The organism is Tautonia sociabilis (assembly GCF_003977685.1).
GTDB classification, from domain to species: domain Bacteria; phylum Planctomycetota; class Planctomycetia; order Isosphaerales; family Isosphaeraceae; genus Tautonia; species Tautonia sociabilis.
In genome coordinates this window covers 1-11,931 of the sequence record NZ_RYZH01000090.1, presented here as the reverse complement: position 1 = coordinate 11,931, position 11,931 = coordinate 1, and the positions used below count along the sequence as shown (strand labels likewise).

General features: G+C 71.8%; 8 protein-coding genes and 1 pseudogene. 3 read left to right on the top strand and 6 right to left on the bottom strand.

Features of this window, described 5'->3' with window-relative positions; all coding sequences use genetic code 11:
- Window positions 1–818: 818 nt before the first annotated feature.
- Both TsocGM_RS24910 and TsocGM_RS24905 read right to left on the bottom strand, forming a co-directional pair.
- Window positions 819–1,529 carry a hypothetical protein gene (locus tag TsocGM_RS24910; RefSeq protein WP_126728174.1) on the bottom strand — a complete coding sequence of 237 codons (711 nt, stop codon included), beginning with the start codon at window positions 1,527–1,529 and terminating at the stop codon, window positions 819–821.
- Window positions 1,530–1,551: 22 nt separating this feature from the next.
- Complete coding sequence (locus TsocGM_RS24905; protein ID WP_126728173.1) at window positions 1,552–1,986, bottom strand: DUF2752 domain-containing protein; 435 nt, start codon at window positions 1,984–1,986, stop codon at window positions 1,552–1,554.
- Between the two features lie 334 nt (window positions 1,987–2,320).
- Here TsocGM_RS24905 and TsocGM_RS24900 point away from each other — a divergent pair, with 334 nt between their 5' ends.
- Window positions 2,321–3,805 carry a GspE/PulE family protein gene (locus TsocGM_RS24900; protein ID WP_126728172.1) on the top strand — a complete coding sequence of 495 codons (1,485 nt, stop codon included), beginning with the start codon at window positions 2,321–2,323 and terminating at the stop codon, window positions 3,803–3,805.
- Between the two features lie 45 nt (window positions 3,806–3,850).
- On the opposite strand, the gene TsocGM_RS24895 is transcribed toward TsocGM_RS24900, so the two are convergent.
- A complete protein-coding gene (locus tag TsocGM_RS24895; protein WP_126728171.1) occupies window positions 3,851–5,068 on the bottom strand; it encodes a hypothetical protein in 1,218 nt (405 codons plus the stop codon).
- Window positions 5,069–5,413: 345 nt separating this feature from the next.
- Here TsocGM_RS24895 and TsocGM_RS28060 point away from each other — a divergent pair.
- A pseudogene (locus tag TsocGM_RS28060) lies at window positions 5,414–6,752 on the top strand (amylo-alpha-1,6-glucosidase); the annotation flags it as partial.
- 228 nt (window positions 6,753–6,980) lie between these two features.
- Here the strand turns inward: TsocGM_RS28060 and TsocGM_RS24885 are convergent.
- Together TsocGM_RS24885 and TsocGM_RS24880 are read right to left on the bottom strand one after the other, a co-directional pair.
- Window positions 6,981–8,351, bottom strand: a complete 1,371-nt coding sequence (locus TsocGM_RS24885; RefSeq protein ID WP_199756905.1) for a hypothetical protein — start codon at window positions 8,349–8,351, stop codon at window positions 6,981–6,983.
- Between the two features lie 265 nt (window positions 8,352–8,616).
- Window positions 8,617–9,669 carry a dienelactone hydrolase family protein gene (locus TsocGM_RS24880; RefSeq protein ID WP_126728170.1) on the bottom strand — a complete coding sequence of 351 codons (1,053 nt, stop codon included), beginning with the start codon at window positions 9,667–9,669 and terminating at the stop codon, window positions 8,617–8,619.
- Between the two features lie 301 nt (window positions 9,670–9,970).
- Here TsocGM_RS24880 and TsocGM_RS24875 point away from each other — a divergent pair, with 301 nt between their 5' ends.
- Window positions 9,971–10,822 carry a PDZ domain-containing protein gene (locus tag TsocGM_RS24875; RefSeq protein ID WP_158633758.1) on the top strand — a complete coding sequence of 284 codons (852 nt, stop codon included), beginning with the start codon at window positions 9,971–9,973 and terminating at the stop codon, window positions 10,820–10,822.
- 573 nt (window positions 10,823–11,395) lie between these two features.
- On the opposite strand, the gene TsocGM_RS24870 is transcribed toward TsocGM_RS24875, so the two are convergent.
- Window positions 11,396–11,728 (bottom strand): hypothetical protein, encoded by a 333-nt coding sequence (locus TsocGM_RS24870; RefSeq protein WP_126728168.1) that lies wholly within the window; start codon window positions 11,726–11,728, stop codon window positions 11,396–11,398.
- Between the last annotated feature and the right edge of the window lie 203 nt (window positions 11,729–11,931).

The window sequence follows — 11,931 nt, the reverse complement described above, 5'->3', positions numbered from 1 at the left end:
TCCGGTTCGGTGGGGCAGGAGTTCGGTTCTACACCTCCAGTCTTCCACCGGCTCGGGGCCCCGGGCCCCGTCGGCTCGACCTCCCCTCTCATAGTTTCATTGAATCTCCACAAGCCATTGGTATCGCACGAGAAATGAAATCACGTCCAAGCGCACCGCTGGGCGCGCCGCCGCGTCCGGCGGGCGTGCGACGCTCTCAGATCGCCCCGGTCGGCACCGGCGGATTCCCCCGATTCGGAGACGTCCCGAGGACCCCGGTGGTCACGGGCGACGCCCGAGGGGAGCGACGGGATCCTGGGGCCGTGTCCCCCCTGGCCCCCCGAGCCGACGATCCGGCGACGCGCTGCGCCCTCCGGGATGATCGAAGGTCGGAGCGGCACGGGAGGAGCGGCCGCCTCCTGCTGGAAGTCCGCGCGGATCGAAGTCAATTGCCGCCTCAAGTCGTTCTTCGGAGAGGAGATCAGCGATCGGCCCGCGGCGTGCTCGGGAAAGGGTCGCGGTCTTGGGCCGCGCTCGGGTGGACGGCGCCGACCGTCTCGGTCGAGCGGCCGAGCGGTTTGTCCGGGCAGAACTCCTGGTTCTCTGAGCAGTCTGGTTCTCGAACCGATTCTGGCCGGACCTCACTCCGTGCGCTCGAATGTCCTGCCTGCGAGCGACGGGACGTTGCGTCGCTGGGGCAACGGTCACCCTCGCGGCCAGCGGAGGGTGAGCCTTCTCGCACTCAGCGCATTGTCGCTGGTCTGGAAGCGACCCGGCCCGCTCGACCGGAGGTCCGGGCCAGGTCCGGCCCCCCCGGTCGGGTCGCCTGCGGAGTCACCTCAGAAGCTCGTGTCCTGGATCGTGTCTCCCGAGGCGTGCGGGATGAACTGCCAGGAGAGCTCGGCGAGGACGACCTCCATGAACTTCCGGCGGAAGGCGGAGCGGTTGACCGTGGCACTGATGGGCATGGCCCCCTGGGTGCGGGGGAAGGCGGTCTCGATGACCTCGTCGAAGGAGACGATCACCTCCTTGTCGCGCCCGGGGATGGGCTTGCCCTTCTCGTCGGTCGGGCTGGTGAGTTCGAAGACCTTGACGTGGATGCGGGAGAGGCCCTGGAAGAGACCGGGGCTGCTGGGGTTGTCGATCTCGATCTGCTCGACTTCGAGGAAGACGACGGCGTCGGCGTCGAACTCCAGGCCGGCCTCGGCGGGGTCGGTGTAGTTCGGGTGGGCGTCGGCCCACATCTTCACTCGGGAGTAGGGGACGATCTCGACCTTCTTCACCTCGGCGGCGATGGCGCGGCTGAGGCCCTTGGCGAGGTCCTCCTCCAGGTCGGGGAAGTCGACCGTGGTGCCGGTGGTCGCGTGGGTGAGGATCACGACCTTCTTGCCCTTGAGCGATGGCCCGGGCGGTTCGATCCGGGGCTCGAAGGGTTGGAGAAAGTAGGCCAGGGCGCGGGGGTCGCACCCGGCGGCCAGGGCGAGCGTGCCGAGGCCCAGCGCCGAGGCGGCGAACGCGCGTCGCGTCCGAGGAGTTGGCCGAAGGGTCATCCGTGTCCCCTCCCTTTGTGCCTTACCGGGTCCAGTAGGTCCGAAGCCACCAGGCCGCCCGGGTCGCCGCCGAGGCCAGCACGGCTGCCCCGGCGATCGGCCCGGCCACCGACCGCGAGCCCCTCGGGCGTCCCGAGGCGGCACAGGAGAGCAGCCAGCCGGCCATCGCCGCGGTCGCCGGGGCGAGCAGCGGTCCCGCCGGGTGGGCTCGCCAGCAGGCCGCGAGCTGGCCCCGGGTCGCCAGGGCCAGGCTCGTGGTCATCCCGCAGGAGGGGCAGGCCGCTGCCGTCGCCAGCCGGGCGCCGCGGGGCGGCAGTCCCAGGCGCTGGTGCGTGCCGAAGCCCCTCGGGTCCGGCTCCAGGAGCCGGGCCAGGCCCAGCGGCGCCGCCAGGGCGACCGCGGCGAGCACCAGGGCGGCTCGAGTCCTCGGGCCCAGCCTCGGTCGCGGTGGGTTCATCGGCTCGGGTGCGGCTTCGGATCGCCCCCGGCTCGGGGGGCGGCGACGGGCGAGGGCCCCGGGGGGCCGTCCGGTCCTTCAGCGCGGCGCGTCGGCGACGTGGCCGGCCAACCTATCCCGGATCGCCCCGGCGGGCAAGTCCAACCCCGTCGCGTCGGCCGGGCCCGACGGCCCGGCGTCCCGGCGCGGGGGAAAGCCCCGGTCGACTGGGGAAACCGGGCGGAATTGGTTCGATCCGGCCTTCCGGGTACCTTAAAATCCAGTCCGATGCCGAGCGGGGCGGGGCGCGGCGCCGTCGCCGCGCCAGGACGCGAGCAGACCGGGGACGATCGCCATGGCCGACGACGTGATGACTCGGGGCGAGGCGGGGATCGATGACGAGGCGCTGGTGCGGGCCCTGTTTGACCGCCAGCTGCTGTCGACCGACCGGCTGCTGGTGGCCCAGCGGCACGCCCAGGAGCAGGACATCCCCCTGGTTCGCGCCCTGCGCGACTTGCATCTGGTCACCCCCGAGGACCTGGAGCGGGCCATCACCGAGCGCCGGGCCGAGCTGGAGGCCGCTCAGACCGAGGCCGGCCCCGCGCCGCCGCCGGCCGAGCCGGCCGGCGACGAGGAGCGGGCCGAGCGCGACCTGCGGGCCGAGCTCCGGGAGATCGCCGCGACGGCCGTCCCCTCCGACCTGATCGAGCAGATCATGTTCCGGGCGCTGGTCGCCCGCGCCACTGACATCCACCTCGACCCGCTCGACGACCGCTACCAGGTTCGCTTCCGCATCGACGGCAAGCTGCACCAGATGGTCGACCTCGACCGGGAGACCGGCCAGGCGGTCGTCCGGGGGGTGAAGATCCTGGCCCAGATGAACCTGGTCGAGCACCGCCATCCCCAGGACGGGGCGTTGACGATCCGGTACCTCGGCCGGGCACACAACTTCCGCGTCTCCACCCTGCCCACGACCCGGGGCGAGAAGGTCGTGCTCCGGGTGCTCGAGGCCATCTCCGTCCAGTTCGACCTCGGCGGCCTGGGGCTGGAGCCGTCGCAGGCGACGCTGATCAACCAGTTCCTCTCCCGGCCGTATGGCGCCGTGCTCGTCGGCGGCCCCGTCGGCGCCGGCAAGACGACCACGCTCTATAGCTGCCTGGAGCGCGTCACCCACCCCAGCCGCAACGTCGTGACGATCGAGGACCCGGTCGAGTACCGCTTCTCCGGGGTCAACCAGGTCGAGATCAACACCCAGATCGGCCTGACCTTCGCCCAGGGGCTGCGGGCGATCCTCCGGCAGGACCCCGACGTCCTGATGATCGGCGAGATCCGAGACGACGAGACGGCCGCCATCGGCATCCGGGCGGCGCTGACCGGCGTGCTCGTCTTCAGCACGATCCACGCCTCCGACGCCGCCGGCACGGTCACCTCGCTCTTCAACTACGGCGTGCCCGGCTACACGCTCAGCAGCGCCTTGCAGGGGGTGGTCAACCAGCGGCTGGTGCGGACGATTTGCCCGAACTGCCGGGTCGGCTACAAGGCCGACGAGACGGTCATCCGCGCCCTGAAGCTGGACCCCTCCGAGCACCTCGGCCTGACGCTCTACCGAGGCCGGGGCTGCTCGGCCTGCTTCCACTCCGGTTACCACGGCCGGATCGGCATTTTCGAGGTCATGGATGTTTCCGAGCTGATCCGGGAGCTGATCCTGCTGCAAACGACCAAGGAGGTCATCCGCCAGGTCGCCCGGGACGAGGGGATGAAGACCCTCCGGGAAGCGGCCATCACCAAGGTGATCGAGGGCGTGACCACGGTCGAGGAGATGTACCGGGTGACGATCTGACCGCAGGGCCGGCGGCGAGCGAGGGCAGACCGCCGGCCGGGTCGGTCAGCCGTCGGCTTCTGGTCCCGGGGCCGACGAGCCGACCGGGACGGGTTTGCCGTCTCCTCGCCCGTCGCCGCCGGAGGACGAGCCGACCGCCTTGCCCCGCTCCGGTTCCCGGTCCCCCTCGGCCTCGGCCTCGGCCTCGTCCTCGGGTTGTTCCTCCTCCGGCCGGGGAGCGGCCAGGCCGATCCGGCCCAGCCAGGTCGACTGGATCGCCAGGGCGGCGAAGGCCGTCAGGAAGCCGAGCATCGCGACCAAAAGCCGGGCGATGACGTACCCCTCACTCTTCAACTCGCCGTAAGCGGGCACGATCAGCCGGGGCTGCAAGCCGCGACGGAACGACGTCGGCACCGAGCCCAGCAGCGTCGCGCCCCGGCCGAGTCCTTCGACGTAGACCTTCAGCGCCCCTTCCGTCCGGTCGAACTCCACGGAGTTGTCCAGAACGTAGATGCCCGTCTCGACGCGGTCCCCCTCCCCGACCGGGAAGAGGTCCAGGACGAAGACAGGCAGATCGCCCAGAAGGAGAAGCCCGCCCAGCAGGGCCGCCTCGACCACGGCGATCGCCACCAGCGGGGCCAGCAGCGCCCCGAGTGTCCGCCATCGCCGCCGGAAGGCGGCGGCCAGGGCGCGGCGAGGGCCGATCGGCCCGTGCTCGTCCCGGGCCGTCAGCAGGAAGACGACGAAGGGCAGAATCAGCCAGAGCAGCAGGCCGACGACCGGCAAGGTCGGCGGCGGGAGGACCGGCGCGACGTACTCGAGCTGCCGGCTGCCGTCGGCCAGCCAGGGAACCGCGACCAGGCCGACGACGAAGACCGAGGCCAGGATCAGCCGGCCGAGGAGCCGGCCCGGGCGCCAGTCGGCGCGCCCGGACGCCTCAGCCTCCTCCTCCGATTCCAGCGCCCGGCCCGGCTCCTCGATGCGACGGATGTAGCCCAGGGCCGTGGAGATCAGCAGCCCCAGCGCCAGCACGCCTCCCGCCCTGGGGACGGCGATCGCGGCGGTCGCGGCCAGGGCGAGCAGGATGATCGCCGCGATCGACTCTCCCCGGGCGGAGTTCATCGCCCCCCGCAGGCGGGCGACCGGCTTCGGGCCGTCGGGCGACCGGAAGCGGGGCACGACGACCTCGGAGCGGCAGTCCCAGCACCGGATCGTGGTCCGGTTGGGGCTCCGCTGGGCGCGCAGGGTCCGGCCGCACTTCTTGCATTTGACGTAGGCGAACATCGGGCGGCGATGCTCCGGACAGCGTTCGTCGGCTCGGGGGCATGGGCCGCGCGACCCATGGACGCCTCTCTTGAATATCAAGGGCGTGAACCCAATCCGCAAGGGCCGAGCGCCCGGACTCGGCCGGCAATCGTCCGGCGGAGCAGCCCCCCTGGTCCGGCCGTCGGGCCGCGATCGGCACGGGACCTGGACTGGATCAGATACCCGGGAGGAGGAGGCCCGGGACCACCCCGGCCGCCGACCGATCGAGGGACAGGGAGGCGGGCCATGATACGGCCGATCCGCTCGGACAGAAGGATGCCCATCGGCGCCGAGCCCCTCGACGGCTGCGGCGTGTCGTTCCGGGTCTGGACGCCCGGGAGGTCCCGGGTGGAGGTCGTCTTCGAGGGGAACCGGGAGCCTGCCGTCGCGGCGCTCTCCCCCGAGGAAGCCGCCGCCGCCGAGATCTCGCGTCGGGGGCGGCTGATCGAACGGGCCCACCCGCTCTCCCGATCCGGCCCGGCCGCCGAGCTGGTGCTGGCCGCCGACCAGTTCCTCATCATCCCCGCCGGCCTCGTGGAGGACGCCGCCCGCGCCCACGCCGCCGGCGACGAGCTGAAGACGGTCATCGCCGGCTACCATTGGTTCACCGACTGAGGTCGGGACACCATGATCAGCCTCGACGGCCTGACCCTCTGCACCGGCCGGGAAATCGAGGCCCGCGACATCCTCCGCACCTTCGCCCTGGCGATCCGGGACGGCCTGATCCCCAACCTCTACCCCGAGGGGGACAGCCACGGCCTGTACCACACCGCCGACGCCACCCTCTGGTTCTTCCACGCCATCGACCGCGACGTCCGGGCCACCGGCGACCGCCGGACCCTGGAAGACCTCGTGCCGAAGCTCCGGAACATCGTCGAGCAGCACCTGAAGGGAACCGGCGACCACATCCAAATCGACCCGACCAACGGCCTGATCACCCAGGGAGAGGAGAGATATCAGCTTACCTGGATGGACGCCAAGGTGGGGGACTGGGTCGTCACTGCCCGGCGGGGGAAGGCGGTCGAGCTGAATGCCCTCTGGTACAACGCGCTGCGGAACCTGGCCCGATGGGTCGGCAAGCTGCTCGGCGAGGAAAAGGTCCAGCCCTCTTTCGACCACGCCGAGCGCTGCCGGCGCTCCTTCAACGAGCGGTTCTGGTACGACGAAGGGGGGCTACCTCTACGACCTCGTCGACGGCGAGGACGGCCGAGACGATCCCTCCTGCCGGCCAAACCAGAGCTTCGCCATCAGCCTGCCGCACCCGGTGCTGGACGAGTCGCGCTGGCGGCCCGTGTTCGAGACGGTGCACGACCGCCTGCTGACGCCCGTCGGCCTGCGATCGCTCGCCCCTGGGCACCCCGACTACACGCCCAAGTCCTTCGGCGACCGCCGCTCCCGGGACGCCGCCTCTCACCAGGGGACCGTCTGGGGCTGGCTCATCGGCCCGTTTCTGGACGCCTGGCTGAAGGTCCTCCCCGACGACCGGGCCGGCGCCCGGGCCTGCCTCGATGTCCTGATCGCCCACCTGGACGACTTCCGCGTCGGCTCGATCGCCGAGGTCTTCGACGCCGAGCCCCCCTTCCACCCCCGGGGCCGCATCGCCCAGGCCTGGAGCGTGGCCGAGGTGCTCCGCTGCCTGATCCGCACCACCGACGCCGATTGATCGAGAGCCGAGCGCCGGAGGAGGGCCGGTGCGAACGCCCCCCTCCCATCGGGCTCATCCCGGCGTTCCCGGGACGTCGAGGATCCACCCCTGGGCTCGCTGGGGACGGGTCGACCCCGGGTGGGGAGGCCCGCGCCGCTGGGGTCGACACGGCCCCAGACATCTAAAAACACGAACAATCATTGTTTCATGGAATCCGGAATCATCCGAGATCCGGAAACTCCGGGATCACTGCCCCTCGCCCAGCAGCTGGGAGATGGCATCCAGCAGCACGATCTCCACCGTCGGCGCCACCCGAGACGCGCGGTCGCTCGCCTCGTAGCCAACCTGGTAGTAGGCCGAGGCGGTGCCGATGTAGCCGGGGGCGTAGTCGCCATAGGCGGCCATGCAGACGAACAGGTCGGGGCGGATGGCCTGGGCGGCGAGCTGGTACTCGACGAACAGCTCGCCGGGCAGGTGGAGGATCCGGGCGGGGCCGATCGCCAGGCAGGACACCGGGATGGGGTCGCCAGCCAAGCAGCGGCGGAGCCAGGCCAGCCCTCGAGCGGCGGCGATCCGGTTGTCGGCGGAGGGATCCGCCAGCGTGGCCTCAAGGGACTCCTCGACCAGATGCTTGCCCGGCGGCAGGACGACCGGAACGGCCTCCCAGCCGAGGTCGCCGGCCGAGATCGGCTCGCGGCGGCCCGAGGCGGCCTCCCAGGCCAGACGCATGCCCTCGGCGACGCGATCGGCGAGAATCTGGCGATTCTCCGGTGAGCCGTCGTTCCACTTCCCCGCCCCGATGTTCCCGCCGGCGCCGTCGAAGTGGACGTGGGGGACTCCCGTGGCGTCCTCTCGGGCCTCTCGGGCGAGGCCGGGGAAGTCGCAACTGGCCAGGCCGGTGCGGTAGTAGCTCTGCGGGTGGGTGGCGTAGTAGGAGAGGGCGGCGACGGGCTCGTCCCCGTCGAAGAAGGCGAGGAGCTTGACCATCGGGTCGATCGTCCCGGCCGGCTCGGCGCGGACCTCGGGGTCCCGGCAGGCGGTATACCGGGTAACGCGGACCTTGCCGTCGGGGCCGAGGATGCGGCGGTTCGAGGCGACCTCTTCGACCATCCCCTCGCCGAGGCCGACGTGGGAGACGGCCCTCGCCCGCTGCTTCGCCTCTCGGGCGGCCTCGGCGGCTCGGGCGATCACCTCCCGGGCGAAGTCGGGGTCGAAGTAGGAGTCGCTCGGGTCGATCCCGTGCGCGACGAGCAGCTCGGCGACGGTGAAGTCGCAGGTCGGCGCGTCGTGCTGGTGCAGGGCGTGCACGGCCACGCGGTCGGCAGTGGTGCCGACCGCCGAGGCGATCGCCTCCTTGAAGGCGGTCTGCCCGTCGTTGGCGATGCCGATCCAGTCGACCGCCACGAGCACCACCGGCCCCCCCTCGCCGATCAGCACCACGCCCTTGCAATGAAGCGGGTCCTGCACGCCGGCGGTCGGATCGTAGGCCATCGGCGTGCCGACCGGCGGCGAGGCGTCGATGTCGAACGTCCCCACGCGAAGCGGCTCGTCCGCCCGGCCCGACGGCGCGAGGCCCGCCAAGGCAAGAATCATGAACGTGATGACACTTCGATTCATCGATTTTTCCTCCTCATCACGGATCCGCCGGCTCGGTGGGTGGTTCGCCCCGACGTCGATCGGGCGAAGCCGCTTGCCCCGGTTCTACACGGTCGGCAAGCATGCCGGAAGAGGCGGCCCGATGGTCCTCCCGGGTCGTCGAGGAGGAGCACCCCGGGGAGAGAAGACACGACCGATCGGCTGGCCGGCCCCGAGACTCGGCCGAGGTCCCCGCTCTCCGGCCCGATCCCCGCCCTTGGAGAGCGGGACCGGGCGGAGCTTCGACTCAAACGCCGAGGGACCAGTTGAGCCAGGCGTAGGACCGCTCCTGGGCGACGGGGGGGAAGGCGTGTCCCTGGCGGTGGTTGAACAGGCCGAGCGAGCCCGGAGCGCCGAGCAATCGCCAGAGGGGCAAGCACACGTCGATATAAGGCCAACTGCGGTCGCCGTCGGCGGAATCGCCGCCGATGAGCAGGAAGGGGCGGGGAGCGACGAGGGCGAGCATCTGGGCGTGGTCGAGGGGGAAGCCGGGACGGCGGACGGCGTCGCCGTGATACCAGGGGGCGTCCCAGTTGGAGTAGCCGATGCCGATGCCGCCCTCGCTGGAAACGGCGGCGGCCACCCGGTCGTCGAAGGCGGCCAGGACGAGGGCCTCCTTGGCGCCGAGCGAATGACCGATGGCGGCGACCCGGGAGGGATCGACGTCCGGCTCGGCGGCGAGCAGGTCAAGGGCCCGCCGGGCGTCGTAGAGCATCTGAGCGGTGCCGGTCGCCCCGGGGTGTCGGCGGCGCTGGCGGGCGACGGCCTCCTCGTAGCGGCCCTCGCCCTGCTCCCACAGGAAGCAGCGGGGACACACCGCGGCGTAGCCGAGCCGGGCGAGGTGGAGGCCGATGAACGTGTCGCTCGGCCCTTCGAGGCCGGCCGGCTGCCGGATCGTGTCGTCGACCGTCGAGTGGAGCACGACCGCTCCCGGCCGGCGATCGGCGGGGGCGGGGGCCTCGGGGCGAAGCAGATACGCCTCGACGGGCCGGCCGGGCTCGGCCTCGTACCGAATCAGCGAGCGATCGACGGCCGGCTGGCCGTCGGCCTCGGGGGGAACCCGGTCGCGCTCCACGACCTCGAATCCCGGGGGATCCTCGGGGGTGGGAAACTCGCCGAGGAAGGTGCTCCAGGCTCCCCTCAGCTCGGCCCGGCGGCGGGCCCAGTCGTCGGGCGAGGAGATCGGCCGGTGCTCGGCGTCGAAGAGCACCGGCGCGGGCCGATCGGCGTCGCCGGGAAGGGAGGCGGGGGGCGTCTGGACCTCGGACAGCCAGGGTGGGGGGTTGGGGCGGTCTCGCATGGGGAGGGCTCCGGGTCGGATCGCATCGGGCAAGAGGGAGCGGGCGGGCGTCCGCTCTCGATCCCGTCTCGGGCGGCACGGAGTCGGATCGTCGCGACGGATCTCGATACGATGGGAGGGGGCGAGGATGCGACGCCCGGCCGGGCGCTGTGACCTATGCTATCGGCGGGAACGCCAACGGGCAGGAGGTCGCCGCCGGGGTCTGCTCGCTCCGGGTGTGTCGGAGGGCCGGGCCCGTCGTGGGCCGGCCCGATCACCCGTGATCGTCGCCTCGAGCAGAGATCGAGAGGATCATCGAGCCATGAGGACGCAACAGGACCAGACCCGCCCGGCCCGATCGGTGATCGCGGCCCTCGTCGCCGCGACGTCGCTTGTGGCCCCGGGGATCGCCGGGGCCCGCCCGCAGCAGGCCGCGGCACCGGCCCAGGCGGCGCCGTATTCGCCGATCGCCCCGGGGGAACTGTTCGCCTCGAACCTGGGCATCTACTACCGATTGGAGCCCTACGGCAGCTCCCAGGGCGCTCGCCTGACCCGCCCGCCGCTGCCTGGATCGGCGGCTGCTCAGATCTTGCTGGAGCCGGGGGACCTGATCATCGCCCTGGACAGCCAGCCGATCTTCGGGCCGAACGATGTGCTGAACCACGTCGCTCAGACCTCGGTCCAGTTCATCAACATCCGAACTGGCCTGCCCCAGACGAACTGGGTCCAGATCCCCGCTCCCGGCCCCGTGCCGCCGTTTCCGAACCCGAACCCGAACCCCTTCCCGCCGCCGGCTCCCCCGCTGGGCCCCTTGCCGTACACGCTGGGCGTGACGACGGTGCTGACGACCGTCGGCAACGCGCCGGTTCCCGCCTCGCCGTATCTGAACCAGCCGAACCTGGCGATGCGACCGGCCTACGGGCTTCAGGTCACGTCCGTCTCGCCCGGCAGCGCCGCCCATCGCTCGGGGCTGGAGCCGGGAGACGTGATCCTCTCGGCCAACGGCCAGCCCATGAGCGACGCCCACGCGCTGCGCCGGGTCATCGCCTCCTCCAACGGGGTCTTGAACCTGGTGGTCCGAGACGTGCGGAACCCGGGACACAACGTCACCGTCACCGTGACGCTCGACCCAACCGGCGGCCAGATCTACGCGAGCCCAGCCCCGCCGCAGTGATCGGGGCAACCCGGCCGGAGGGGCGCGGGTTCGAAGCGGCCGATCGCCGATCGCCGACTGTTCCTGAACGCTCTTCCTCCGGCATCTCGCCGCGCCTCAGGACCACAAACCCCGGGCCGGCCCGCTCGACGACCTCCAGCCGGACCGGAATCGCCGGCCGCCAGGCGGCCACCGACCGGATCGGCGTCGCCCTGTCGGCGTCCTGCGCGGTCCACTGCCTGCTGACGCCGCAGACGATCCCGCCCGGTCGCCGGACACCCGGGAGGAGGATCCTCCCGACGATCAGCTCCGCCAGGCGGCCGATCAGCCCGCTGGCCGCCTCCGCCGCCGAGGGCCCCGTCCCCGGAAGCCAGCCGGGCCTTGGGTCCGAGGGTGGCACCGGGTGGAGGTCGGCCGCGTTGGGGATCGCGTCGATCGGGAACGCGATCGGCCGGACGATGAGGCGACCGCCCGACTCCAGCGGCCGTTGCGCCGCTCAGAGCCCGAACGGGAAGCCCGTCCGCAAGCAGACCGTGCCGACCGGGTACTCGCCCCGGACACGGAGGAGGTCCGGGAACTCGCACTGGGTCTGCTTCAGCCCGGCACCTCGGCGAGGTTCACCACCGAGTCGTCCGCCTCCCCGCCGCGCAGGCGGAGGCCCCAGGAGCCGACGGACAGGGAGTTCGTCACGATCAGCCGCGCCCGAGTTCCCTTGCCCTCGACCGTTCGCCAGTCCTCGAAGACCAGGCGGCCCCGGAGCGTCATCAGGCTCACCTTCGGCCAGATCAGCCCGAGCCCGATGACCGAGCCGACGCCGATGAGCAGGAGATCGGCCCGCGCGTGCCCGAACCCGCCGCAGAGCACCGCCGCGATCGCCGCCATGAGCAGGCTGCCCAGGGGAGAACGCCAGGGCAGGTCGACATTCACGAAGGAGAGGTGGTCCGCCTTGACCAGGACGTGCCAGATGCGGAGCAGCCACCGAGGGATCCGCGCTCCACCCGCCCGGCCTCCGCGGGGGATGCTCCGTCCGGTCGTTTCGGGGCCGATTGCTCGATTCGATGCTCATGGGCGGCCTGGTGCTCGCGACGGGAACGCGGTCCGAGGAGGGCCCCCCGGCGACCGAGGGGCCG

What these genes read in the sequence shown, in the direction of transcription:
- TsocGM_RS24910 (WP_126728174.1), bottom strand. Translation starts at nt 1,529, where the DNA reads ATGACCCTTCGGCCAACTCCTCGGACGCGACGCGCGTTCGCCGCCTCG.
- TsocGM_RS24905 (WP_126728173.1), bottom strand. Translation starts at nt 1,986, where the DNA reads ATGAACCCACCGCGACCGAGGCTGGGCCCGAGGACTCGAGCCGCCCTG.
- TsocGM_RS24900 (WP_126728172.1), top strand. Translation starts at nt 2,321, where the DNA reads ATGGCCGACGACGTGATGACTCGGGGCGAGGCGGGGATCGATGACGAG.
- TsocGM_RS24895 (WP_126728171.1), bottom strand. Translation starts at nt 5,068, where the DNA reads ATGTTCGCCTACGTCAAATGCAAGAAGTGCGGCCGGACCCTGCGCGCC.
- TsocGM_RS24885 (WP_199756905.1), bottom strand. Translation starts at nt 8,351, where the DNA reads ATGAATCGAAGTGTCATCACGTTCATGATTCTTGCCTTGGCGGGCCTC.
- TsocGM_RS24880 (WP_126728170.1), bottom strand. Translation starts at nt 9,669, where the DNA reads ATGCGAGACCGCCCCAACCCCCCACCCTGGCTGTCCGAGGTCCAGACG.
- TsocGM_RS24875 (WP_158633758.1), top strand. Translation starts at nt 9,971, where the DNA reads ATGAGGACGCAACAGGACCAGACCCGCCCGGCCCGATCGGTGATCGCG.